This is a genomic window from Acinetobacter kookii, from assembly GCF_900096895.1.
GTDB classification, from domain to species: Bacteria; Pseudomonadota; Gammaproteobacteria; order Pseudomonadales; family Moraxellaceae; genus Acinetobacter; species Acinetobacter kookii.
On sequence record NZ_FMYO01000001.1, the window covers coordinates 335797 to 359788 of the forward strand.

The window sequence follows — 23992 nt, forward strand, 5'->3', positions numbered from 1 at the left end:
CACAGAATTACAATGCACAATATTCGAATTGGTGACGGATTTTCCGATTTTGCTCAAAAATTATTTCAATCTCGTGTTATGAACCTACTGATTGCAATACAAAGCTGACCAGTGCATGCAGTGAATTGTGTTTTAGAACATCTTCATACCTAATATTTGCCCCATGCGCCCGCCAAATACCCACCAACGTCACCATGGCTACAGAATCCAAACTGTATTGTCTTAAATCAACATCAGGATCAATTTCAAGTGCATCCATGTTCAGTTGCTCTGCAACTGCGAGCATAATTCCCCTGGAGGAAAGCACGTAATGGGATGGTGCACTTAAATCCCATAACCGAGTCAAACTATAGCTGTTCATGTGATGCAAAGCTTGTGCCGAAATGTTATCAATCCATTGAATATGCTGTTCCTGATTCGACAATAAAATCGCATCATCCACAACACAGATTTGCTCGGTGACACTTTGTAGATGTGGCAATATTTGCTTGAGCATCGGCGTGACCTGTCCTGCAAAAATCAGCTGCGGATGCGATGATGCATATTCACCCAGTTGCTGCATACCCTGCGTCAGGTCATCGCCATATAAGTCAACAATTGGAATATCTAAAGCTTTAGCTTTATTAGTGATCTGAACCAGATGAGTCATTAGGTCGCTGTCTTGTATTCCTGCCATCGTCCTTAAATTTTGTAATCCCACCAACACCAGGACAGATTCAATTGATGAAAGCTGCCATTTGGCTTGTGATGGTGCAAGTTGGATTTTTTTGGGCATGGGGTACAGCATGGGAGATGATTCATCTAATACTTGCATAGTTACGATATGCTAGCTTAGATTAACCTGCTTGATAAGTTTGAAAGTAGTTAAATTTTTTTTTAAATAATGTTATTCACCAATTAAAATGTTACTGAAAATATTTAGCTATTATCAATATTATAATTACTGAAAAAATTAGCATGAACCAATACAGAATGTTTTTTGAAAATATATTTTTAGATATATCAATCGACGGATCAGATTTTGTAAAAGACTTATAGTGTTTTTTAACATATTCAGCTCTTTTTTGATTAAATTTTATAATTGCATTTTCTTCTTCAGCACTAATATTCTGATCTAACTTACGAAAATGAAAAATAGATTCTTCATAGAATGGTTGAGATGAATAGATCTTTTCAGCAAGATCATCGAGGCTTTTTATCCCTTTTGCCCTATATTCAAGAATCTCCTTTAAATCTAACTTTATATTCCAAGAATAACTATAATGGCGAAGATCGCATTGCACGTCCAAGAAGAATTCTTGCTGTTTTTCCAATAAATACCATACCCCTTCACGATAATCTAATACTTTCATTTCATCTGGAATATCCGAAATTATCTTAGTTGCAATTTTTAAGAATCCCAAGCAAGCCAAATACTCATTTGTAAAATATAAAGTATCTTTCCGTAAGACTCCTCTTTCAATGAAGCTCAAACACCATTGCTGACTATTTCTGGATTTTTCTAAATGAATTGTTATATCAAAATCGAGTCCATAGCTAATGACCTCATCATTACTTGGATAATATGTCACCATTGGGTAGAGGATATGGTGTAGATCGATTATTTTCATATGTATTTTTTGATTAAAGACTATTTTTTAATTTCTCTAAAATTAACATAATACACATCACATAAAATTTTAAAATTAATTAATTTTAATTCATTGGCTTATGACTCGATTAAAAGCCCAAATTACAAATTATTGGGCTTTTGTTGATTTTTTTCATTCCACAATTAATTTTTAATCAAAATTACACTTTAATATTCAATTTTATTAAAAAATATAACTGATTTTAGACTTTAATCTGCGCCAAAAACTTCTCAATCGCCTGCTGTGCAATTTCCGCATCTTCAAATGACTTCACACCCGACACCCCCATTGCACCCACCAACTGCCCTTCATACATAATCGGCTCACCACCTTCCAGCATGCCAGAAAAACTGTCCATTGTCAGGAAGCCCATTTGACCGCCTTTAATAATATCTTCAAACAGCTTGGATGGACGACGACTCATTGCCGAGCATTTGGCTTTTTCAAAACACAGATTGGCTGTCATCGGTGAAGCACCATCCATACGCTTCATCGCTAATAAAGTTCCAGTTTCATCAACCACGGCGATACTGACATTAAAATTGTTCTGAATCGCATATTCATAAGCTGTATTCAATAAAAATTCAGCATCACTTAAAGTCAAATAATGTTTGGTTTGCATGAATAAATATCCCTAATTTTAGAATTTAATCTCCCCTAACCCCTCTTTAAAAAAGAGGGGAACTCCAATATAAAAATTCTTAAAATTCCCTCCTTTGAAAAGGTGAGAAGCACCGCTTCGCAAGAGGGAGGATTTAAAAACTTAAGCTTTCATTTCAGCAAATGTTTCTTTTGCAGCTTGAATGGTAAATTCAATATCTTCATCACTGTGTGCAGCAGAGATAAAACCTGCTTCGAATGCAGAAGGTGCAAGGTTTACACCACGTTTCAACATGCCGTGGAAGAATTTACGGAAAGCATCAACATCACATTTCAGCATGGAATCGAAACTGGTGATGTCTTCCTGATCTGTGAAGTACAGACCGAACATACCGCCCACTTGTTGAGTCTTGAATGGAATGCCTGCTTCATCGGCAGCCGCTTGTAAACCGGCAAGTAATTTTTCGAGTTGCGCGGTTAATTTTTCATAAAAACCTTCAGCCCGAAGATGCTTGAACATCTCAATACCTGCACGCATCGCCAGCGGATTCCCTGACAATGTACCCGCTTGATAGACCTTACCTAAAGGTGCAATGCATTCCATCACTTCATGTTTACCACCAAACGCACCGACTGGCAGACCTGCACCAATAATTTTACCCAAAGTGGTTAAATCAGGTGTTACGCCATAATGTGCCTGCGCACCCCCCAAACCGACACGGAAACCGGTCATCACTTCATCAATGATGAATACTGAACCGTGTTCGTCACATACATCACGAATCGCTTGCAGGAAGCCATCAATTGGTTTCACCAAGTTCATGTTGCCAGCTACCGGTTCAACAATCACCCCTGCAATTTCAGAACCGAATTTAGCAAAGCATTCTTTCAGGGTGGCAATGTCATTGTACGGCAAGGTTAAAGTATGTTTGGCAAAGTCGGCAGGAACACCAGCAGAAGTCGCTTCACCCTCACCACTGGTTAATAAACCTGAACCGGCTTTAACCAGAAGCGAGTCTGAATGACCATGATAACAGCCTTCAAATTTTACAATCTTGTCACGACCCGTATAACCACGTGCCAAACGGATTGCGGTCATGGTCGCTTCAGTCCCTGAGTTGGTCATACGCACCAACTCAATAGACGGCATGATCTCACAAATAATGTCCGCCAAAGTGGTTTCATGAACCGTTGGCGCACCAAAGCTTAATCCATCCACAGCAGCATCTTGCACGGCTTGAATAATGTCAGGATGGGCATGACCCAGAATCATCGGTCCCCATGAACCCACATAGTCCACATAGCGTTTGCCATCCACATCATACAGATAGGCACCTTGGGCTTTTTCAATAAATACAGGTGTACCGCCTACGCCATTAAAGGCACGTACCGGTGAATTCACACCGCCTGGAATATGTTTGCTGGCTTGTTTGAACAGTTGTTCTTGCTTTGGAGATAAGCTCATAGAGACACTCAACTAAAAATTAAATCAATAAGCAATAAGGTTTTATGCTAAGGCTGTAGTTTTAAACAATGCAGACCACTCGTCTAAACGCTCTGGAATCGCGTGCATCGGACGACCTAATATATCACTGATTACCGCACAATAATCTGCACCACATTCAATCACCTGCTGGGAATTTTCAACAGTTAAGCCACCAATGGCACAGATCGGCACATTCAGTTTTTCTTTGGCCAGTTTTAAGGTGTCCAGACCAATATTACCTGCTTCAGGCTTAGACTCGGTCGCATAGATAGCTCCAAAAGCCACATAGTTTGCACCATCGGCAATTGCCTGTTCTGCCAATTCCAGTGAATTGTTGCAGCTGCGACCAATCAGCACACCTTGCGGCAAACGCGCAACCGCTTCCTGAATCGAGCCATCATCCTGCCCCAGATGCACACCTACGCCGTATTTAACCGCAGTTTCAAGATCGTCATTAATCACGAAAGGCACGCGATATTCAGCACACATGGCTTTCATGTATTCAATTTCATAAATTTGGTCTTGTTTGGCGACTTTTTTACGACGGTATTGCAATACTGAAATACCGCCATTGGCCATTGCCCCTTCAAGCTTAGCCAATAAAAGTTCTAAAGGATCGTCATTGGTAATCAGATATAAACCGCGCATAACATACTGCCAAAATGAAAACTGCCCTATTATAGGCATATCAGCAACAAGATTCAGCGGAACTGGCTTAATTACTTATAATTACTCTAGATAAATATGCAAAAAATCGGAAAACCCAGCCCCCAACAACTGTAATGAAATTTTTGGGAAAAAATACCTATTTTCAGGGATGGATCATCTGGATATTAAACGGTTTAATAAATCACAGAATAACAATAACTAATAAAGACACTATAATAATAAAACTTGCAGCCCTGATCAGACTTTCTAATTCTTTGTTATCAAACGCGCTTGGGGAAGCGAATGAAGAATTAGAGAGTTGCCTTATTTTTTATCCGGGTATTCCAGCCAACATTGCATCCTACTTTCAATCCTGATGAATCCTCTTTTAGTCCATGATGAATGTTGATATTTTTTAAGCTGAGCTTTTAACGTACCGCCTGCATAAAAAAAGCCTAGAGAAGGTCACTCTAGGCTTGGAAAACTTTAAGATTGGGGACAGGCACGAAGTAAAAATTCAGCTTCTTAAATGTCTGTTCTATTAATAAAATATTCACTCTAGCATTTCAAGACAAAATTAATTTTATTTCTACATTTTTTATGAAAATAATCACAAAATGGTGATTTTTTGTCTGAATGGTATAAATAAGCCGCAATTTAACCTGGCATTTTATCTTTAGAACGGTCTTGCAAACTTAAATTACCGCGCAGTACATCGGCAAACATGCGCCAATCCGAAATAAAACTATACAGCGGTTGTTTAAAACTTGCCGGTTTGTTTTTTTCAAAGACAAAATGCCCCACCCATGCACAGGCATAGCCTGCAACCAAACCATATAACACATATTTGGCCTTTTTATAGCGTATCGCTTTAGTCACACAATATAAGCCGATACTGCTGCCCACCACATGCAAACGGCGACTCATGACATTACGGTGCTCAGTTAAATAAAACCGATAGAATTCATGATAGTTTTGAATCGGCAGCTGAAATTCCGGTTCTGGATGATGTTCAAATTTGAGCTGGATTGTTGTATTCATGGTCATAGCCCTGCATATTTTGATTTAAGTTAGCGCATATTTTGTTCAAATTAAAGTGTCAGCCCTCATCATTTTTTTGATCATTTGCAAAGCAACCAGGCAAGAATCTGTTCGTCAAGTCTTACATCAAAAATCATTTTCGTTACAATCAGGAGCCTAGAATGAACAATACAATTTCCGGCGCTATAAAAGAACAGATTTCATAACGCATTTGTAAGCTATCGATGATGACGAGTTGTATTGCTGACATCGCATCACAAAATTTGGATGAAAGATCATGGTTGAAGTTGAATTAAAATTTCAGATTCCTGAAGCAAGACGCAATGCCCTACTGAAAGCATTGGATCCTAAAAAATCTGAAATTATTCAACTGAAAGCCAAATATTATGACACCTCGGAACGTTTACTGTCACAGCATGGTGTGGCCTTAAGACAACGTCTCGAAGGCACGCGCTGGATTCAAACCCTGAAAGCTGCCGGTAAAAGCCATTTGCACCGTTTTGAGCATAACCATGACTTAGGCGAACTGGAACAGGCACCGCAGCTGGATTTATCCATTTACGCGCAGGATGCCGAAGCGCAGCACATCCTGAAAAATGCTTTGGGCGAGGCACAGGATCAGCTTAAATTGCAGTTTGAAACCGATATACAGCGGACCTTTCGCGTCATTCATTTTGAAGAAACCGAAATAGAGGTCAGCCTAGATGTCGGTGCAGTGAGGACTGAAACAGCACACAGTGAAGTGCATGAAGTTGAGTTTGAATTGAAATCAGGCTTGGTCCAGTCACTTCTCGCCTTTAGCTTTGAATGGGTAAAGAAATATCATCTTTGGCTGGATGTGCGCAGCAAGGCCGAAATCGGCAATCTTTTGGCCATCCAGCAACCCGTCAGTCCGGCAAAATTGGCCAAGGAATTTAACTTAAGTAAAAAAGACCCCGCCAATAAAAACTTGCGTCTGCTGATTACCCAGCAGTTACAGCATTTACTGCCGAATATCGCGGCCATTTCTGCCGGTGTTGCCGAGAAAACACATATTCAGCAAGCACAAATTGCCCTGGATCATTTGCATTTGACCCTGTCTTTATTTAAAGACTGGAATTATGCAGTTTCAGACAAATGGGCGACGCAACTGGGCGCATTTAAGCATCAGTTTGATCATTTACAGCATTTGCAGCACATGCAGTCAACGCTAGGTGCTTTTTTACAGAATCCGAATACTGCATCGAATTTAGCCAAAGATATTTTGTATGCCAAAGAAAAGTTGGCCAATCTGGTTCGTTCAACGCAAAACGTCCATCATTATCTGGAATTATTGATGTTTGGCTTAGAGCCTGAGGATAAGCCGCAAGCGCATGACTTAAAGTGGTTCGCGCAAAATACCCTGCAAAATCAATATAAACAGCTGCAAGAGCATCTTGCGAATGCCGATATTGCCAATTTTGAAAGTCTGGATCAGTTAGCCACTAAAATTCATGAACTGAAATTTAGCTTCCCGATTTTAACCTCGATTTATGATGTCAAGAATTTGCAGAAATACAGCAAAGCCTTGAATGATGCTCAACTTGCAGCCAGTGAATATCAGATTCTGGCCTCTTCTGCCGAGTATATTCAGCAAACTGAACTTGAAGCCAGTGACTGGTTTGTTTTGGGCTGGCTGACAGCGAAACAGGAAGTGTATGCACAAAAGCTGCTTGAAGCGACGGAACAATTCCTGGTGAGTCGTAAATTTATTAAGTAACAAATAAAGCAACAAAATTAAACCAGTCAAATCAAAGCGTATGGCATGATCTTTTAATGTACCCTAAGAGTGGGGTGACATACGCTTGATCTACTTTCTGGCACAACCCTACTCTTGTTTCGATACTGGCTTACCATGATATTGGCTTACCATGATATTGGCTTACAATAATAGCCGTTTACAATAAAAGTCATGACCCTATCGGATGATGAAGCGTCAGGAGTTTTAACATGCTCGAAGTAGAATTAAAATTTCAGATTCCCGCATCAGATCAGGAAAAGCTCTATCAGCTATTCTTGAACAAGAATGCTCGCTTGATTTCTTTATATGCAAAATACTACGACACGCCCGAACGGCATTTAGCTCAAAAAAACATTTCATTACGGCAACGTCTTGAAGACGGTCACTGGATACAAACTTTAAAAGCGCCCAGCGATCATTCCTTGCAGCGCCTTGAACTGGAAACCGATCTAGGCAAGCTGGAAAATCCGGGTTTGAACCTGGAGATTTACCAGTCGCATGCAAAAGCAAAACAATTGCTGCAAAAGGCTTTGGGCAAACAGGCTAAAAACCTGACGGTGCAATACGAAACGGTCGTGCAGCGTCTGGTGCACGTGGTTCATTTTAACCGTTCAGAAATTGAGGTGAGTCTGGATCGCGGCGAGATTCGCCATAACGATAAGAAATTGGCGATTTATGAAATTGAATTTGAGCTTAAACAAGGTTCTGTTCAAGACCTGCTCAAGTTTATTCACCCCTGGGTACAGCGATATCATTTATGGCTGGATGTGCGCAGTAAAGCGCAACGTGGAGATTTGCTGGCACAGGATTTAAAAATTCCTCCCGCTCAGTTTGCAAGTCCGCTCAAACTGAATCCACAGGACTCGACTGATCACGTATTGAAGCAGATCATCAATAATACCTTGCAACACCTATTGCCGAATGCATCTGCGATTGCTTCCGGACAGTATGATAGCGATCATGTTCACCAGACCCGGGTTGCCATTCGCCGTTTAAGAAGTGCCTTGCGTGTGTTTGGTGACTGGTCCAAAGATGTTCACCCAGACTGGCAGGAACAACTGACTCAGCTGTTTCGCCAACTGGGGTCAACCCGTGACCGCGATGCCTTGAGTGAAGGACTTTTACCTCAGCTCGAACAGGCCGGTGCCCCTTTTGTCCAGCTTCCTCGTACGCCTGAAGAATCCGGCATTCCGATTGATGAATCTTTACGTTCTTCAGACTTTGTAGAACTGATTCTGCATCTGCTGCGCTTTGTCGATCAGCCAAGTAAAAAGCAGAAAAAAGCGGGATTAAAAAAAGATATCGCAAAAAAACTACAAAAATTGCATCAACAGATCTGCAAAGATGCCGATCAATTTTTACAGCTGGATATCGAGTCACGGCATCGTACCCGCAAACGGGTCAAACGCTTGCGTTATTGCGTAGAATTCGTTGCCTCGCTTTATCCTGCTCAAGATGTAAAGCGCTATCTCAAAGATTTAAAACCCGCCCAGGAAAGTTTGGGACAGTATAATGATTTGATGGTGGCTGAAGCGCTGTTTCAGGATATGGTGCAACGTAAACAAAAACTCTGGTTTGCCTTAGGCTGGATAGCCAACGAGAAAGAATCCGTGTTGCAACAGGCTCAGCAGCATTTAGAGGATTATTCTAAAACCGCTATTTTCTGGTAAGGGGCAAACGCAAAGCCAAGATTAGCGGTATTTGCCAAATATTTTCCAGGTTCCATTATCTGCCAATGGATCGCTATAACTGTCATTGCGCTGTTTGCGCGGCTTGTCACGGGCATCTACCAGTTCAAAATGCGGCTCTGTACTCAGCACAATGCCATTTACATAAAACCGCGTGCGTGTGTACTCACTTTGTCCATGCTGGAACACATAAGTGCGCAAATCGATGAATTCACGATGAGCCACCAACGCTGCGGTATCATCACTTTCCAGCCAGGCACGCATGGCCTGAATCTGCTCAGGTTCAAATTTCCCGCACTTATCGAGCAGGCTGGCAATCCCCCGAAAGGTTTTGGACTCTTTGGCACGGGTTTTGTTAATCCGGATGCGGTCGACATGAAAATAAAATAAAGGCAGATTTAAATGGCTGGGCAAATGTACGGCATCCAGGGTTTCATCTTGCATAAAAGGCTGAAACAGGTCTTGCGCCCTTTCAATCAAGCCGGTCCATTGCCGATAATATTCGTCCACTTCTTTTTTAGAGCCATAATAAATGGGCAAGCCCTCTACATTGGCCAGATTGGCAGGTGGCCAAATATTTTGACGAAGCAAGGCGATGTCACTTTTTAAACTTTGTACGGCAATGGCATCTTGCATTGGAGTATCCATTTCTATGCTTAGGCTATTTTTAGATTAAGCCAAAGGTTTAGTTTCTGCAAGGCTTTGCCTATAATAAGCGATTAGATCGTTTTTGCAGGAAAAGTTCATGGTTCAAAAGATTGAAGCAACAGATGTAACCGAAGAAGAAGCGTTAAATGCTGCTTTTTTTGAACGTGCTGATGAATTTATTAAACAAGCCAACGAATTTTGCCGTGTCGAAAAAGGTTCAGCCGTGAAACCTGCTGAAATGCGCGGACAAGTCAGCGCTGCCATGCTGTTTGCCACTGCCCGTTTTAATACCTGGGTCGCAGCCAACAATTTTAAAGATGGCAATGAAATGCGTGATGCCAAAGATCAGGTCATGTCTTACATCATGCAGCAATTCCAGATGATGCTGGAAGACAATTATGATGAATATTGCGAACAGTTTGAAAATTATCTTCGCTTTCGTCGCAATGAAGAATTTCATGCCAACAAACATGACCATGATCATCAGCACTGATCAGAAGTTTAAAAAGCCCTACGGGGCTTTTTTTATGTGCTGAGTTTTTGGATGAAAGGTCATTTAAAGTCAGGGCTCTTTACAGTATGGTTAAATAACAGAGACTTGCTGAATTAAGGACAGAAATGCAAGCGCTGGATTTTGCAATTATTGATGCACATATTTACCAATGGGATCCGTATAACACGCCCCATGCTGCCGCCTTGGCGGTCAAATTGCTGGGCAAACACCCTTACCTGCTCGACAAAGCGGTCCGCATGATGAATGCTGATGATCTGATTGAAACATTAGGCCTGACCCACCATGTGACAGCACCCTATTTGCCTGAACACTATGTCGAAGATATTGGCCATTATCAGATAGAACAAGTGGTGCATGTCGAAGCCAGCTGGCATAAAAATAAAGGTAAAGGCGTGATTGGTGAAACCCGTTTTATTGAATCACTGCCCTTTAACGCAGAAACAGTCAAACTCGGTGGCATTGTTGCAACTGCCGATCCACGCGACAGCAATTTCAAGAAGATTTTGCAACTGCATAAAAAAGCTTCGCCGCGCTTTAAGGGCATTCGTAAAATGGCGGCAGTACATGAAGATAAAGGAATTCGAGCCTGGGCAGATGAACCACATTTATACCGCAATAAAAATTTTTAAAGGGCTTTGAAGCCCTCGCGCAAAACAATTTAAGCTTTGATGCCTGGGTGTATTCCACACACTTAAGTGATGTGATTGCATTAGCCCAGCAGTTTCCGGAAACTTCTATTGTGCTGGATCATTTTGGCACACCTGCCGGTCTTTTTTGGCCATGTCGGTGCTCTGACCGGCTTAACCAAAGTCGCGCGGGAAAACATTCTGGTACGCTGGCAGGAAGATATTGCCGAGCTGGCCAGCTGTCCGAATGTTTATACCAAGATGTCGGGCATGTTTATGCCTGTGCTGGGTCATCAGTTCCATAAACAAAACCGACTGGCCAGCAAACAGGAAGTGTATGATCTGGCCTTTCCAATGATCGGCCATGTATTGCAATACTTTGGTAGTTACCGCGTGATGTTTGCCTCCAACTTCCCGATGGATCGGGTCAGTACCGCACTGCTGAACATTATTGATGCCTTTAGTAATGCGGTTGTGGCCTATAATCCTCATGGATTGGAACAGGTATTCCATCATAATGTGAAGCAGTTTTATCGGCTTTAATCACCTCTCCCTGGCCCTCTCCTGAATGGAGAGGGAAATTGAAAAAAGCGGATTAAGAATCATGACTTGTTTTGTGGCTTTCCATACTGGTCCGCCATGACTTCTACCAGCTGATCCAGTTTAATGTATTTCTTGATGACAGCGTCTACATCGGCTTTGCTGAGTTTTGCAAAAGCCTGATCACGTTTTTCACGGTACAGTAAGTCGCGGTTATGTTCCAGTTGTGGCATAAGCATTGCGTGAATATTGCGCTCATCTTCCAAAGCAGTTACCCGTTTTTTCAAAATATTGGCTTTGGCTGCTTCCAGCTCCTGTTCAGTCACCCCTTTAGTGAGTAAATCATTCAGCACTTTATGCACAGCTTGTGATACTTGCGCCGACTTCGCTGCCGTATAATTGGCTTCTATGCTGAGTGCCCCTGAATCAATCCATTCATCCAGATCCAGATTGCTGCCAAAACCGTACACCAGGGCATTTTTCTCACGGAGTTCCTGGGCTAAACGTGAAGACAGTTGCGAATCGCCCATAATATAGCCCAACACTATGAGTGCTGGTGCATCGGCATGATTCGAACCCACTGGCAAGGTCAAAATGGCCTGATAATTCCCAAATTCACGTTGCTCCGATAAGGCATGAATTTTTTGTGCCTGATATGCCTGATAATCAGCACTTAGACGCTGATAAGGCAATTGCGCTTTCCATCCTGAAAATTCTTTTTGCAGCAGTTTTAGCATGGGCTGAGCCTGATAATCACCCGTAATGGCAATTTGCGCATGATGACTGACAAAAAAATCTTGATATAACTTTTTCACTTGCTCAACCGTTGCCGCTTGAAGCTGCTGTTTGGACAGGTTCGGTTCAAAATGGTAACGTAAATCCCCTGGCTGATAGGTTTCCAATAAACGGGTCATCGTCAATGCGGCAACCGTTTCAGGTTCCGTATATGGACGATCCAGACTCGACAAGCTCTGTGATTTAATCAGGTCAAACTGCGATTGTTCAAACTTCGGTGTTTTCAGAACATCAAGCATAAATTTGAAATAATCGTCAAATTTGTCTTTTTTCGCCACAATCTGAATGGTAATGCTATTTGCAGATGCAGTAGCCGTTGCGCCACCACCGGCCTCAATCGACTTGTCGGCAATATCCTGCAAGCTGTATTGATCTGAGCCGCGCAGCAGTAAATAGGCCATCAAATCCAGCACTTCACCTTTATTAAACAAAGATTTGTTCGTACCAAAGTCCACAGAAATGGTGGCATAGGTTTTATCATCACGGGTTGAGGTCGGATATAAAGCGTATGCAATACCGTTTTTCAACTTTCCGCGCTGGATTTTCTTTTCAGTATCTACCAAATACTGCTTCGAGCTTTTGACGTATTCCGCAACCTCCTGCTTATACACCCTGCTGTCTTTAAGCGGTTCTTCTTGCACACTGGCCTGATCTAAGGTTTTAGGCTGCTCGGCGGCCTGTTGTTGTAATGCTTTTTTCTGATCTTCCGGGGTCGGTTTAATATCTCCAGAAATGCGATGTTCTGGTACTAAAAACCGGGTCAGGGTTTGATTGACATCGTTCAGCTTAAGCTGCTTTACATTATTCAAATCGCTAAAGTACTGCGCCCAGTCTCCCTGATACGCCACATAATAATCACTTAATCTTCCACCCAAGGCGGCAGCATTGCTGAGCACGCTGTCTGCCTGATTCTGAATCAGGTTTTTTACCCGGTTCAGTTCGGTCTCATTAAATGGCTGACTCTTTTCCACCCCTGCCACCAGTTCGGATTGCACTCTTTTTTCATCATGATTCGGGGCATAAATGGCGCCCATAAACACCAGATTAAAGTCCTGATCCAGCCAGGTGGTGGATTGAACGCCGGTACTTAAACCGGTTTCCACCATACTTTGATAAAGATGCCCACTCGGCTGCATGGTATATAAATAAGGTGTCAGTGCCAAAGCAGACTTGATCTTTTCATTTTTGCCATTCAGGTAAATATTGAATTTAGCCAGATCACTGCCCTTTTCCACGGCAAAATTTCTTTGCTGAATTTTGGCCGAATCCAGCACAGGAACCTTGGTCTGTGCTGGAACCTGGCGAGCTGCTATAGGGCTAAACTGTTGATCAATCTGTTTTAACACAGCGGCTTTATCAAACTTACCGGAAATGATCATCACCGCATTATTCGGTGCATACCAAGTTCGATAAAATTTATTCAGCTCATCCATTTTGATGGACTGCAATTCTTTTAAATCGCCAATCGGCAAACGTCCCAGATACTGGTTACCATAAGCCGATTTCCACATCTGGTCCATCATCACTGCAAAAGGCTGATCCATACGAACTTCACGTTCGCGTTTCACAATGGCAATTTCAGAAGGCACAAACTTTTCCTGCAGCACCAGCTTGTCCATACGTTCAGCTTCAAGATGAATCACTTGATTAATCGCATTCTGTTCAGGACGAATAATATTAGTATATTTAGTGGAATAATAATCGGTACTGGCATTGGTCATTAAGGTGTATTGATCCAGGCGGCGCTGAAATTCTTCACCCTTGATATTCTGTGTTCCCTTAAATGCCAGATGTTCGAGCAAATGCGCCAGACCGCCTTTGCCCTGCGGATCATTGAGCGAACCAGTCAGATAGACGGTGTTCATAAACACTTTATTTTCTTTATCGTTTTGCGCCAGCACCACACGAAAACCATTGTCTAATGTATATTCTTCAATCTTCTGCTCAGATTTAACCAAAATCGGTTGTGCCCAGGCAGTTGCACTAAAACCAACAAATAATAATGAGATAGTAAGTTGTTTGAACCGCATGAGCATAATTATTCCAATTTATTCAGTCATATGAATTTTTAAGCATCACATCTTAGAAAATGATCATGATGTTGAGTAGTCACTTTTTGCAAGCATTGCCGTTTATTTCAACAGCTTTGTCGTTCATTTATATCCATATTTTACAGATGTAGCTCTGCCTGCATATATAATTTTGCATAACCCGAAATTTCAATCCGTTCATTTTCAAGCAATTCACAATATAATTTTCCCCCACGCGCGGATGCCTGATAAGCCAGAATGTCTTTTTTGCCCAGTTTCTCCGCCCAAAGCGGTGCAATCGCGGTATGAATTGAACCGGTAACCGGATCTTCCTGAATGCCATTCGCGGGAGCAAAATAGCGCGATATACAATCATAGGGCGCAGCAGCCTGAGCAGTAATGGCCAGATCCAGGACACACTTGGGTTGGGTTTGCCCAGCTTGATGGAGTGTCCATTGTTTGAATAATTCCAGATTGGGCTTTTCATCCCGTACATCTTCCGGATTTGCATATTCCATAATGTAGGCTTGATGATTTAAATAAACATTTTTAAATGGCTTGCTTAAAATTTGCTTTAAAATTTCAGGATAATCGGTAATTTTTTTTGCACGGCGAATCGGAAAATTCATCTTGATTTTGCCATCAGCCTCCTGGCTTACCACAAAAATGCCGAGCTCTTTAACATGAAACCGAAGGGTTTTTGCAGCAGTATAATCTTTAAAGAGTACAAAACTGCTGGCTAGCGTTGCATGGCCACAAAAGTTCACTTCTGTGGTTGGGGTAAACCAGCGGATTTCATAGTTTTCTGCATCAAGCATTTTTACAAAAGCAGTTTCTGCCAGATTATTTTCCAGGGCGATATTTTGCATCAAAGCTTCATCCAGCCACTGTTCAGTCACAATCACTGCCGCAGCATTCCCTTTAAACAGTTCCGTAGTAAAGGCATCCACCTGATACATTTTCATCTTGCTTACTTCCAATAATTTAATCTCTGTTGCACTTCATTTGATAATTTAAAAAAACAAAAAGCCGATCTAGAAAGACTGTTTTTATATCCAACTACAGATCAGCAACGTTATGTATAAATACTGGCCTATTAATTGCGATTTTCCCCTGGAAAAAACCTGGCTTTAAGGCTAGCTTATTCATATCTATATCATTGATTTCTATCTCATGAATTTTCAAGTCCATATGATTGATGTGAAAAATCAATTACAGAACTATATCTGGTTATTAGAACATATCCCAAGCAAAGAAGTAGTTGCAGTGGACCCCACTGAAGCCCATCTGGTCGAAGAGTTTTGTACAGCGAACGGTTTAACGCTGGCTCAGATCTGGCTGACGCACTGGCATAAAGACCATATTGGCGGTGTACCGGAGCTTTTACAAAATCGTCATATCCCCGTTTATGGTCCCCGGGAAGAATTAAGCAAAGTTCCTTTTATCACTCATCCCCTGCAACATGAAGATCATCTTAATTTTCATGATTTAAATATTGAGATTATTGCTGTACCTGGACATACGCTGGGTCATATCGTTTATTTTATTGATGCGCTGGATGTGCTTTTCTGTGGCGATACGCTGTTTGCCATGGGTTGTGGCCGCGTGTTTGAAGGCACCTATGAGCAGATGTACCATTCGCTCAATCGCCTGGCTGCTTTGCCTGCACGCACCAAAGTCTACTGCACCCATGAATATACGCTGGCCAATGCCAAGTTTGCGTTACATGTCGAACCTGACAATCTGGCAATTCAGCAGCGCTTCGAACAGGTGGAAGCACTGCGTATGCTCGGTCAAAGCACCTTGCCAAGTAGCATTGAACTGGAACTGCAAACCAATCCCTTTTTAAGGGTGGAAAGCGTGGAAGAATTTCGGAACATACGCCAGTTAAAAGATAACTTTTAACTGATTTTATGTTAATTACGGCAGGTTTATAAAATTTGATGGGTTTCGGTATAAGCATCCAGCTCATTTTGCGTCACCACTTGGGTGACCTGCATGTCGTCAACACGAACTAACAGTAAACCGCCCAAAGCGGGTTGATAACGACGGGAGCTGCCAAAAGGCGTATAGGACACTTTGGATTGTTCTGCAAAAAATAGCCAATCCTCATGGCCCAGCATGACAGCAACAGGTACCAAGCCTTGTTGCTGCATGTGCTGAATTTGCTTGAGTACGTTCTGTTCAATGGTTTCTGTGATCATTGCAATCCAGTCTTCATCTTAATCAACATTTTACACCGACCAGAATTCAAAAAATTCCTCGGTACGGCAGTCTATACTTTATCTGTTTTTTAAATCCGAAGCAGCGTCATTTTTTGATGGCTATTGCATGGAGCATTGAGTGAATAGATCATTAACCGAGAGAGATGCTCACTTCACTTCGCTATCGAAATATCCCCAAAACAACTCCAAGATAAGAACATATCTGCAACACCGAAAATTGTGTTTAAATATTTCCATTTCAATAAATCAAAAACACCCAGATTAAAATAAATAAAAATCAATAATATATAAAATTATTTCTTTCAATACCCGATGATTTTCCATCCAAAATTCACTTATTATTTATGCATTTCCTGCATAAAAAAAATACAAAATATTTATTTTATAAAAAACCTGTTCAAGCTACCCTTTAAAAAAATACCTGCATCCCTATTAATTATTTAATTGCAGTCAGTATCTAATATACACAAGGAGTTTTTTCGTGAAGAAAGTTGTTAAGGCAAAAAATTTAATTGCATTTCGTATCTGGTTAGAAAAATTGGGCTATTCAGTAAAATCATTGACTGATAATCGTGGGTTTACCTTTAGCTTCAAAAAAGAATATGGTCTGGTCACATGTGATTTAGCAGGTAATGCGCTTGCCATGCAACTTGGTGAAGAATTCGAAGATCATTTAAAAGCTTAAAAGAGTATCGGTCATTTTGGATTAGGAAAAAACAATAATAATTTTAAATCTATTTTTAAAAGCCCATTTTTTGGGCTTTTTATTTATGTTCACTTTTTACAGGCAATAAAAAAAGCAAGGTCTATTTACCTTGCTTTAATATGGTGGGGATAGAGAGACTCGAACTCTCACGCCCAGAGGGCGCTGCGACCTGAACACAGTGCGTCTACCAATTCCGCCATATCCCCATCAGGACCAGCTTAGTGCTGGATTTTTCTTACAACAAAAAAGCAAGGTAGCTTACCTTGCCTTAATATGATGGTGGGGACGGAGAGACTCGAACTCTCACACCTTGCGGCGCTGGAACCTAAATCCAGTGCGTCTACCAATTTCGCCACGTCCCCATCAGGGTACCAACTTGATGTTGGATTTTTTAAAGCTTGGCAGAGGATCAAGGATTCGAACCTTGACGAACGGTTTTGGAGACCGTCATGCTACCATTACACCAATCCTCTATAACCTAATTATCAAACTATGCTGATAGTTAAGTGGTGGGGACGGAGAGACTCGAACTCTCACACCTTGCGGCGCTGGAACCTAAATCCAGTGCGTCTACCAATTTCGCCACGTCCCCAATGGCTGTGTATATTATAGAGATAGATTCCTCATGACAAGACCTTTTTATGAAAAATCCACTTGTTTGTTTAAATAAAAAACAAAAAACGTTTTTCTGTATTTTTCTTAAACAATTTCAGTAAGTAAGGCCTGTTTTATGGTGTAAATATCAGTAAATCGCTGTTCTTTTTGCTTCGCCAGCATTCCACGCAAATAGCGTTCAAACGGCAAAAAATGTTGTGGCAGTTCAATCGTTAACTGCTGACAATGTAAATAAGCCCAGTCCCGGTAATTTTTTGCCCTCAAACGCTGCCCGTTGAGCCATTCATAAAGAATAATGCCGAGAGCATAAATATCGGTTTGTACGGTTTTATCGGCACCCTGAAAAAGTTCGGGTGCCATATAGCGCGGTGTGGCAGTCAGACTTTTCAGAGGGTGGACTGCATTGATTTTCTGTACCTGCTCAAAATCGATTAAACATGCACGGTTTTGATATTCAACCAAGTGCTCGCGTTTTAAATCGCCATGAATCCAACCGAGCTGATGCAACTGCTCCACGGCATCCAGCAGCTTTATGAAAGTCTGTTTGATCTGCTGCAGTGACATCCCGGCACAATCATCCAGCAATAAGTCTGCATCGCTTAGAATCAGTGCTGCACTGCCCGACACGCTTGATTCAGCCAGGTTTTTAAAATGAGAAATGATTTGAAACGGCAATAAAAAATCAGGCACGCTGTTGGAAGAACTGGCTTGAGCTGAAAATTGCTGATAAAAAACCAGTTCATTCCAGAACCCGGCTTCAACGCTTGGATGGCTATTCAAGCTTTGGGTTTTTAGCCAATAGCGTTGCTGCTGATATTCAAAGGTATATAAACAACGCCCAAAAGTTAAACTTTTGGGCTTGGTCTTTAACATTAAATGGATGTTAGAAAAATCCACATCTTTAAACTGCAATAAATTCTGCGGTTTTTTTCTCTGGATCATGCTGATAACTTAAAAGTTCTAAACAGTGCTGGATGGTTTTACCTACACGGGCATGGGTTTCAATCGAGGATATTTTCGGCCAGGTTGCCCGCTCACCTTCTCTTTGCAATAACTTGAATAAATATGGCCGTGGATTCTGAAACATATAGGTATAATGGCGTAAACTATAATCCCCCACAATATTCAAATCACCATAATAACCCTGATCAATCACCCCATAGCCATGATCGAGCAAACGGCGTACAGGCGGAAACATGCCAACCCGACCGCGGGCAAAATCCATAATTCCTTTGGTAATGACTTTACCCTGCCGACGAACAATCCGTTCTGGCCAACTCATCATATCTTGACGGTAGCGCTCTACATCACTTTGCATGAATGGCACAATATGCGGATTCACCTGACTGGCAATGGTGTAATTTAAATTATACAGTCGCGCCATTTTTTCTTGCGGGAAATCACTTCTTACACTGCCGTCCACCCAACGGGTATTGGACATATAAGGGGTCAATTTACCATCATAACGCTTACTGGTGAGCTTAACCGGTGGAAACAGGATAGGCACAGCACAGGAGGCCAACACCGCACTCCAGACCAGTAAATCTGGCGAAGTATAAGTATTCATAATGCGGGCTTGTTGTGAGGTATCATAAGGTGCTACAGCGACATTAATATGTAAGCCGGAAGTTTTAAAGGCTTCTTCAAAAGTCACATCACCCAAATTTTCAATCAGGAATTTTTTCAGATATTTGACATCTGCAAAACCGCCATTACCTTTTAAAATGTCGCCAAGTTTTCGAAAATGAAAAGCTTCCGTAAAAAAGTTTTCACCGTTTAAAAGACTGGTAATATCTGAAGGTTTTGAGGTACCCAGCATGGTGGTCATGATTGCCCCGGCACTCGAACCGGATAACACCTTAGGCATTAAATCCTGTTCCAGCAGTGCTTTACATACACCAGTATGAAACAGTCCTAAAGTTGCCCCACCAGAAAACATGATTGCAGGCTGCCCATAAGCCTTTTTACACTGCTGAAAGAACTCTAATTTTTTTTCCATAGACAAGCAAATACAGCTGCTCGAAGCAATGTAAGCCAGACTTTCACTGACTTCTTCCACATAATCTTCAATGATTTTTTTAGTCCCCACATAAGTGGCATTAAAAAGCATGGGATGTGCAATATTCGCGATATCGTAGCTTAGCCCTTCACGTAATATATACATGAGATCGTGAGTACGTTTTTGAAAACGGTAGCGTTTTAACCTGTTTAACCGCTCAGAAATAATTTCCGCATCAAAATAAGGTGAACAGTTATCAAATTTCCATTCTTGAGCGCCAGATTCTTCATCTATTTTTAGGGCGATGCTCTTCCATTCTTCATATGTTTCAGCCGAGGCGAGCTGACTTTTTAATTTTTTTATACGATACGCTTGATGTGGATTAATATTTGTCGCGAAATTATTAAATAACATATTTATCCCTCAAACACTTTCATTATTATTTCCTGTCCCAGATCGGGTATCAAACATCATATTCGCACAATCCACAAATGATGAATCAATCATGATACCCCCTATTCAATTGGCAAACTATGACTATTTGATATACAGTTCCCATATAAAATGACCTTTTTTCACTTTATCCGTATAAGCTGAACCATCATGGCAACAATTGATTTACCTGACAATATCTTACAAGTTCTTTCTACTGTACTCCAACAGCTACAGCAAAACCTCCCTGAACTGAAACAAGAAACCAACTTTGAAGCTTCGGCTTATAAGTGGCAAAATCAACAATTAAAGGCCATTCAGCAGCCCAAAAAAATCTATTTGGACGATTTAAAGGGTATAGAAAAACAAAAAGAAAAAGTAATTCAAAATACCCGGCAATTTTTAAAAGGCTTGCCTGCCAACGATGTGCTACTGACTGGCTCACGCGGTACAGGAAAATCATCCATTGTACGTGCACTGTTAACCGAGTATGAATCGGAAGGCCTGCGTTTAATTGAAATTGAACGTGATGATTTGGCCGATCTGCCGATGATTCAGAAATTGATTGAAAATCGCCCGGAAAAATTTATTGTCTACTGTGATGACCTGGCTTTTAACGCAGAAGATGAAAACTATCGCAGTTTAAAAAGTGTCCTGGATGGTTCATTACAATCTGGTTCAAGCAATTTTATTATTTATGCCACCAGCAACCGCCGTCATTTATTGCCTGAATTTATGCATGAAAACACGCCCGTAACGCGTATGGATGTACCGCAATATACGGAGCTGCACCCGCAAGAAGCCATTGAAGAAAAAATTTCACTGTCTGACCGTTTCGGCATGTGGCTGTCTTTTTATCCCATGGATCAAAATTTGTATCTGGAGATCGTGCAGCACTATTTAGCCAAAGCCGGCATGTCCATGACAGATGAAGTACGCGCCGAAGCCTTAAGATGGTGTCAGGCACGTGGACAGCGTTCAGGGCGTGCAGCGTATCAGTTTTCGAAGCACTGGATTGGTTCTCAGCAGTTAAAAGCCCTTTAAAAACAGAGTGATTAAGCTAGTATAAAAAGCTCCGTCATAGCGAAGCTTTTTATATTTGAGCTTATTTCTTGTCGTTCCATAATGGTTAACCAGAGCAGATCGGAAATTTCGCTACCATTACAATAAAAAGTCGCCTTAAGTATCTCCGGCTGAAAAATAGATGATGACTTTCTCATGGAATTAAAGATGAAAAATCATCACAAAAAAACGATATCCCTACACGGGCTTCCAGAGGTTTCTTAAAAAACTTTGGCGCTGTTCCTGACGATAAAAAAGCTTAAGCGGCCCGCATGGACGTGCTGAATTACCGTATAGTCCAGAAAATCAAGAAAAGGCTGCCGCTGCGCAAAGTTTCAAGCAAAATAAACAGAGGCCAAGACACATCGCAAGTATCTTGAATTAAAAGACCAATTTAATCAGCTTATTAAGAAAAACAGTTCAAAGTCATCCTAACCAATTTTATGCTTCAGACTTGAGTTGCCGTTTATGCTCAAACATTCTTCTATCTGCTTCAGCAGCTGCTTTAAACAGTCCTTGAGCAGGATGACGCATGGCCACACCAATCGCCGCAGCAATTTTTTCCTGCTTCAAGGCTTGCATAAGGCGACTCAAGAGTACTTCTGCTCCTGCCTCATCATTTTCTAAACTTAAAATCACAAATTCATCACCACCTAACCGCGCCACAATATCATTACTGCGTGCGGTATTTCTGAGCACATTCGCCGTTTGTTGGATCAGCTCATCGCCCCGATCATGTCCCAAACTATCGTTTACTTTTTTAAGATCATTCAAGTCAATAAAAAAAACGGCTGCCGGATGTCCATAACGCTTACAGCGTTCTTCCTCTGTAGTAACCAATTTTTCCCAGGCCCGGCGGTTGTATAAGCCCGTCAATCCATCTCTTAGAGCTTCAGCTTCTAAACGCTCATGCTGACGGATTTGTTCATTTTGGCGCAGTTCAGCTTGAAGGATATTACTTAATAAATTACCGAATAATTCGACTAATTCCACCTCCTGCATAATTGCATCAGATTTGATTTGCGGATCAATGGCACAAAGGGTACCGAACAAGCTGCCGTCTTCATGGATGAGCGGTTGACCGATATAAGACTTAATATTGACTTGCTGGTTAATCGGTGCAGTCGCATATAATGGAATGTCTTCTGAACGCGGAGCAATTTTAGGACCTTTACCGGCAATCATGTGAAAGCAAAATGAATCCGCCCACTGAAATACCTGTCCGGGCTGAACATCATAACCATGGTCTTCGCTTTGCAGCACAATCCAGTCTTTACCTTCTACCCGGGTAATCATCCACAAGTTAAATCCGAAGCGTGAATGGAGAAACTTTAAAACCGCTTGCCCCGCCTCTTGAAAACTTCTGAAATTTATATGGTCCATATGAACAAACCTATGATGATGATCATAAAATAAATATTTTTTTGATTTACTTTAAAATATATTTTAATTGAGCAAAACCGATTCTAAATATAAACGCGCATATATCAAATTATATTTTGCTGCAACCGCTTCAGCTGATTATTAAAAAAGAGACGCTAAGCACCTCTTTTTTAATTCTTTAATATTTAAGCTTCGCTTGGATTGGTCAATTCCGTCATTGGCCAGCGTGGCGTCGTCGTCACAGACAAACCATCATGCTGACCTGCTTTTAAGCGCTGATAACCGGCAAAAGCAATCATGGCACCATTATCGGTACATAAAGCCGGTTCTGCATAATAAACTTGGGCTTTAATTTTAGCCAAATCTGCTTCCAGACGCTCACGTAAACGTTTGTTGGCACTTACCCCGCCGGCAATGACCAAACGCTTTAACCCAGTCTGCTTCAAGGTTTTTACCGATTTTTTAACCAGTGTATCTACCAGTGCTTCCTGGAAGGATGCAGCGATATCCGCCTCACGGTTCTGACCTTCCACTTTTTTCAGCTGAATCGAAACAGCAGTTTTTAAACCGCTAAATGAAAAATCCAGACCTTGATGCAGCATCGGACGTGGAAAATCAAAAGCTGTGGCATCACCCTGCTCTGCAAGACGTGAAATATTCGGACCACCCGGATAAGGCAAGCCCATCATCTTCGCGACTTTATCAAAAGCTTCACCGGCAGCATCGTCGATCGATTCACCCAGCAATTCATACTGACCGATGCCGTGCGCTGCCATGAGCTGGGTATGCCCACCAGAGACCAATAAAGCGACAAACGGAAACTCTGGCGGCGTTTTAGACAATAAGGGCGCCAACATATGACCTTCCATATGGTGCACACCAATGGCCGGTTTATTCAGTGCAAATGCCAGGGTACGCCCAAACAATGCACCAGTCATGAGGGCTCCCATCAAGCCGGGACCACGTGTATAGGCGACTGCATCAATGTCTGATTTTTTAATCTTGCTTTGTTCAAGCAACTGATTGATTAAAGGAATGAGCTTGCGCACATGATCACGTGAAGCCAGTTCCGGGACTACGCCCCCATATTCGGCATGCAGTTTAATCTGACTATATAACACCTGTCCTATTAAGCCGACTTCACTGTCATAGAGTGCTAACCCGGTTTCATCACAAGAAGTTTCCAAGCCCAGAACGATCATTAAACTGCCTTTTACCCGTATCTAAATATTGCTAAAGCTATTATAGACTTGTGATATGAGATGTAAATGAGTAAAATACTGTCCTTCACTTGTGATCTAAGGCAATCGTGCTATAGATCTTATCCATAACTTAATGAGGATTCTTCATGCCACAAGTTAAATTGAAAGAAGGCGAACCAGTAGACGTAGCTATCCGTCGTTTCAAACGTTCATGCGAAAAAGCAGGTGTTTTAGCTGACGTTCGTAAACGTGAATTCTACGAAAAACCAACTCAAGAACGTAAACGTAAAAAAGCTGCTGCTGTTAAACGTTACCAAAAGAAATTGGCTCGCGAATCAGTTCGTACTACTCGCCTTTACTAA

Annotated in this window: 21 protein-coding genes, 4 tRNA genes and 1 pseudogene; 8 read left to right on the top strand and 18 right to left on the bottom strand. The window is 41.6% G+C overall.

What is annotated here, in order from left to right:
- Positions 1 to 76 precede the first annotated feature (76 nt).
- From BLP85_RS01665 to BLP85_RS01695, 6 genes are all read right to left on the bottom strand, one after another.
- On the bottom strand, positions 77 to 787 hold the full coding sequence (locus tag BLP85_RS01665) for a phosphopantetheine-binding protein (RefSeq protein ID WP_092818948.1): 711 nt from the start codon (positions 785 to 787) through the stop codon (positions 77 to 79).
- Positions 788 to 905: 118 nt separating this feature from the next.
- Entirely contained in the window at positions 906 to 1610 is a 705-nt protein-coding gene (locus tag BLP85_RS01670; RefSeq protein WP_092818415.1) for a hypothetical protein, read from the bottom strand.
- A 223-nt stretch (positions 1611 to 1833) separates the two neighbouring features.
- The gene (locus BLP85_RS01675) at positions 1834 to 2253 is read right to left on the bottom strand and encodes a GlcG/HbpS family heme-binding protein (RefSeq protein WP_092818416.1); all 420 of its coding nucleotides are present in this window, start codon (positions 2251 to 2253) and stop codon (positions 1834 to 1836) included.
- A 141-nt stretch (positions 2254 to 2394) separates the two neighbouring features.
- A complete protein-coding gene (gene hemL, locus BLP85_RS01680) occupies positions 2395 to 3696 on the bottom strand; it encodes a glutamate-1-semialdehyde 2,1-aminomutase (RefSeq protein WP_092818417.1) in 1302 nt (433 codons plus the stop codon).
- A 42-nt stretch (positions 3697 to 3738) separates the two neighbouring features.
- Positions 3739 to 4365: a thiamine phosphate synthase gene (gene thiE / locus BLP85_RS01685; RefSeq protein ID WP_092818418.1), complete on the bottom strand. Its 627-nt coding sequence runs from the start codon at positions 4363 to 4365 to the stop codon at positions 3739 to 3741.
- Positions 4366 to 5022: 657 nt separating this feature from the next.
- Positions 5023 to 5406 (bottom strand): DUF962 domain-containing protein, encoded by a 384-nt coding sequence (locus tag BLP85_RS01695; RefSeq protein WP_092818949.1) that lies wholly within the window; start codon positions 5404 to 5406, stop codon positions 5023 to 5025.
- A 277-nt stretch (positions 5407 to 5683) separates the two neighbouring features.
- Between BLP85_RS01695 and BLP85_RS01700 the strand changes: the two genes are divergently transcribed.
- Together BLP85_RS01700 and BLP85_RS01705 are read left to right on the top strand one after the other, a co-directional pair.
- Positions 5684 to 7144 carry a CYTH domain-containing protein gene (locus BLP85_RS01700; RefSeq protein ID WP_092818420.1) on the top strand — a complete coding sequence of 487 codons (1461 nt, stop codon included), beginning with the start codon at positions 5684 to 5686 and terminating at the stop codon, positions 7142 to 7144.
- A 230-nt stretch (positions 7145 to 7374) separates the two neighbouring features.
- Positions 7375 to 8835 carry a CYTH and CHAD domain-containing protein gene (locus BLP85_RS01705; protein ID WP_092818421.1) on the top strand — a complete coding sequence of 487 codons (1461 nt, stop codon included), beginning with the start codon at positions 7375 to 7377 and terminating at the stop codon, positions 8833 to 8835.
- A gap of 21 nt (positions 8836 to 8856) precedes the next feature.
- Here the strand turns inward: BLP85_RS01705 and BLP85_RS01710 are convergent, their stop codons facing one another.
- Entirely contained in the window at positions 8857 to 9489 is a 633-nt protein-coding gene (locus BLP85_RS01710) for a hypothetical protein (RefSeq protein ID WP_092818422.1), read from the bottom strand.
- A gap of 109 nt (positions 9490 to 9598) precedes the next feature.
- Between BLP85_RS01710 and BLP85_RS01715 the strand changes: the two genes are divergently transcribed.
- Positions 9599 to 9994 (top strand): DUF3144 domain-containing protein, encoded by a 396-nt coding sequence (locus tag BLP85_RS01715; protein WP_092818423.1) that lies wholly within the window; start codon positions 9599 to 9601, stop codon positions 9992 to 9994.
- Between the two features lie 125 nt (positions 9995 to 10119).
- A pseudogene (locus tag BLP85_RS01720) lies at positions 10120 to 11184 on the top strand (amidohydrolase family protein).
- A 59-nt stretch (positions 11185 to 11243) separates the two neighbouring features.
- On the opposite strand, the gene BLP85_RS01725 reads toward BLP85_RS01720, so the two are convergent.
- Both BLP85_RS01725 and BLP85_RS01730 read right to left on the bottom strand, forming a co-directional pair.
- Positions 11244 to 14012, bottom strand: coding sequence for a M16 family metallopeptidase (locus BLP85_RS01725; RefSeq protein WP_092818424.1), 2769 nt, complete (start codon positions 14010 to 14012; stop codon positions 11244 to 11246).
- Positions 14013 to 14146: 134 nt separating this feature from the next.
- The gene (locus BLP85_RS01730; protein WP_092818425.1) at positions 14147 to 14971 is read right to left on the bottom strand and encodes a PhzF family phenazine biosynthesis protein; all 825 of its coding nucleotides are present in this window, start codon (positions 14969 to 14971) and stop codon (positions 14147 to 14149) included.
- A 208-nt stretch (positions 14972 to 15179) separates the two neighbouring features.
- On the opposite strand from BLP85_RS01730, the gene gloB reads away from it, so the two are divergent.
- Positions 15180 to 15911 carry a hydroxyacylglutathione hydrolase gene (gene gloB / locus BLP85_RS01735; RefSeq protein ID WP_092818426.1) on the top strand — a complete coding sequence of 244 codons (732 nt, stop codon included), beginning with the start codon at positions 15180 to 15182 and terminating at the stop codon, positions 15909 to 15911.
- 26 nt (positions 15912 to 15937) lie between these two features.
- Here gloB and BLP85_RS01740 read toward each other — a convergent pair whose 3' ends face one another.
- Complete coding sequence (locus BLP85_RS01740; protein WP_092818427.1) at positions 15938 to 16210, bottom strand: hypothetical protein; 273 nt, start codon at positions 16208 to 16210, stop codon at positions 15938 to 15940.
- Positions 16211 to 16712: 502 nt separating this feature from the next.
- Here BLP85_RS01740 and BLP85_RS01745 point away from each other — a divergent pair.
- Complete coding sequence (locus BLP85_RS01745; RefSeq protein WP_086176023.1) at positions 16713 to 16916, top strand: hypothetical protein; 204 nt, start codon at positions 16713 to 16715, stop codon at positions 16914 to 16916.
- Positions 16917 to 17057: 141 nt separating this feature from the next.
- Here the strand turns inward: BLP85_RS01745 and BLP85_RS01750 are convergent.
- The 6 genes from BLP85_RS01750 to BLP85_RS01775 all read right to left on the bottom strand — a co-directional run bounded on the left by BLP85_RS01750 (position 17058) and on the right by BLP85_RS01775 (position 19965).
- Positions 17058 to 17143: transfer RNA gene (locus BLP85_RS01750), tRNA-Leu, on the bottom strand.
- 71 nt (positions 17144 to 17214) lie between these two features.
- Positions 17215 to 17299 (bottom strand) — tRNA-Leu (locus tag BLP85_RS01755).
- Positions 17300 to 17336: 37 nt separating this feature from the next.
- A tRNA-Trp gene (locus tag BLP85_RS01760) sits at positions 17337 to 17410 on the bottom strand.
- A gap of 34 nt (positions 17411 to 17444) precedes the next feature.
- A tRNA-Leu gene (locus BLP85_RS01765) sits at positions 17445 to 17529 on the bottom strand.
- Positions 17530 to 17636: 107 nt separating this feature from the next.
- On the bottom strand, positions 17637 to 18494 hold the full coding sequence (locus BLP85_RS01770; RefSeq protein ID WP_092818428.1) for a protein kinase domain-containing protein: 858 nt from the start codon (positions 18492 to 18494) through the stop codon (positions 17637 to 17639).
- Positions 18454 to 19965, bottom strand: coding sequence for a DUF3336 domain-containing protein (locus tag BLP85_RS01775; protein WP_092818429.1), 1512 nt, complete (start codon positions 19963 to 19965; stop codon positions 18454 to 18456). Before BLP85_RS01775 ends, BLP85_RS01770 begins: the two co-directional genes overlap by 41 nt.
- 189 nt (positions 19966 to 20154) lie before the next feature.
- On the opposite strand from BLP85_RS01775, the gene BLP85_RS01780 reads away from it, so the two are divergent.
- Positions 20155 to 21027, top strand: a complete 873-nt coding sequence (locus tag BLP85_RS01780) for an ATP-binding protein (protein WP_092818430.1) — start codon at positions 20155 to 20157, stop codon at positions 21025 to 21027.
- Positions 21028 to 21486: 459 nt separating this feature from the next.
- Here the strand turns inward: BLP85_RS01780 and BLP85_RS01785 are convergent, their stop codons facing one another.
- Positions 21487 to 22428 carry a sensor domain-containing diguanylate cyclase gene (locus tag BLP85_RS01785; RefSeq protein ID WP_092818431.1) on the bottom strand — a complete coding sequence of 314 codons (942 nt, stop codon included), beginning with the start codon at positions 22426 to 22428 and terminating at the stop codon, positions 21487 to 21489.
- Between the two features lie 185 nt (positions 22429 to 22613).
- Positions 22614 to 23630, bottom strand: a complete 1017-nt coding sequence (gene tsaD / locus BLP85_RS01790; RefSeq protein WP_092818432.1) for a tRNA (adenosine(37)-N6)-threonylcarbamoyltransferase complex transferase subunit TsaD — start codon at positions 23628 to 23630, stop codon at positions 22614 to 22616.
- Between the two features lie 146 nt (positions 23631 to 23776).
- Between tsaD and rpsU the strand changes: the two genes are divergently transcribed.
- Positions 23777 to 23992 (top strand): 30S ribosomal protein S21, encoded by a 216-nt coding sequence (gene rpsU / locus BLP85_RS01795; RefSeq protein ID WP_001136722.1) that lies wholly within the window; start codon positions 23777 to 23779, stop codon positions 23990 to 23992.

Excerpts from the sequence above, each read along its gene's own strand:
- tsaD (WP_092818432.1), bottom strand. The coding sequence starts at position 23,630 with ATGATCGTTCTGGGCTTGGAAACTTCTTGTGATGAAACCGGGTTAGCA.
- BLP85_RS01700 (WP_092818420.1), top strand. The coding sequence starts at position 5,684 with ATGGTTGAAGTTGAATTAAAATTTCAGATTCCTGAAGCAAGACGCAAT.
- BLP85_RS01775 (WP_092818429.1), bottom strand. The coding sequence starts at position 19,965 with ATGTTATTTAATAATTTCGCGACAAATATTAATCCACATCAAGCGTAT.
- BLP85_RS01725 (WP_092818424.1), bottom strand. The coding sequence starts at position 14,012 with ATGCTCATGCGGTTCAAACAACTTACTATCTCATTATTATTTGTTGGT.
- BLP85_RS01770 (WP_092818428.1), bottom strand. The coding sequence starts at position 18,494 with ATGATCCAGAGAAAAAAACCGCAGAATTTATTGCAGTTTAAAGATGTG.
- BLP85_RS01695 (WP_092818949.1), bottom strand. The coding sequence starts at position 5,406 with ATGAATACAACAATCCAGCTCAAATTTGAACATCATCCAGAACCGGAA.
- BLP85_RS01780 (WP_092818430.1), top strand. The coding sequence starts at position 20,155 with ATGGCAACAATTGATTTACCTGACAATATCTTACAAGTTCTTTCTACT.
- thiE (WP_092818418.1), bottom strand. The coding sequence starts at position 4,365 with ATGCGCGGTTTATATCTGATTACCAATGACGATCCTTTAGAACTTTTA.
- BLP85_RS01665 (WP_092818948.1), bottom strand. The coding sequence starts at position 787 with ATGCTGTACCCCATGCCCAAAAAAATCCAACTTGCACCATCACAAGCC.
- rpsU (WP_001136722.1), top strand. The coding sequence starts at position 23,777 with ATGCCACAAGTTAAATTGAAAGAAGGCGAACCAGTAGACGTAGCTATC.
- gloB (WP_092818426.1), top strand. The coding sequence starts at position 15,180 with ATGAATTTTCAAGTCCATATGATTGATGTGAAAAATCAATTACAGAAC.
- BLP85_RS01670 (WP_092818415.1), bottom strand. The coding sequence starts at position 1,610 with ATGAAAATAATCGATCTACACCATATCCTCTACCCAATGGTGACATAT.
- BLP85_RS01675 (WP_092818416.1), bottom strand. The coding sequence starts at position 2,253 with ATGCAAACCAAACATTATTTGACTTTAAGTGATGCTGAATTTTTATTG.
- BLP85_RS01730 (WP_092818425.1), bottom strand. The coding sequence starts at position 14,971 with ATGAAAATGTATCAGGTGGATGCCTTTACTACGGAACTGTTTAAAGGG.
- BLP85_RS01710 (WP_092818422.1), bottom strand. The coding sequence starts at position 9,489 with ATGCAAGATGCCATTGCCGTACAAAGTTTAAAAAGTGACATCGCCTTG.
- BLP85_RS01740 (WP_092818427.1), bottom strand. The coding sequence starts at position 16,210 with ATGATCACAGAAACCATTGAACAGAACGTACTCAAGCAAATTCAGCAC.
- BLP85_RS01715 (WP_092818423.1), top strand. The coding sequence starts at position 9,599 with ATGGTTCAAAAGATTGAAGCAACAGATGTAACCGAAGAAGAAGCGTTA.
- BLP85_RS01785 (WP_092818431.1), bottom strand. The coding sequence starts at position 22,428 with ATGGACCATATAAATTTCAGAAGTTTTCAAGAGGCGGGGCAAGCGGTT.
- BLP85_RS01705 (WP_092818421.1), top strand. The coding sequence starts at position 7,375 with ATGCTCGAAGTAGAATTAAAATTTCAGATTCCCGCATCAGATCAGGAA.
- hemL (WP_092818417.1), bottom strand. The coding sequence starts at position 3,696 with ATGAGCTTATCTCCAAAGCAAGAACAACTGTTCAAACAAGCCAGCAAA.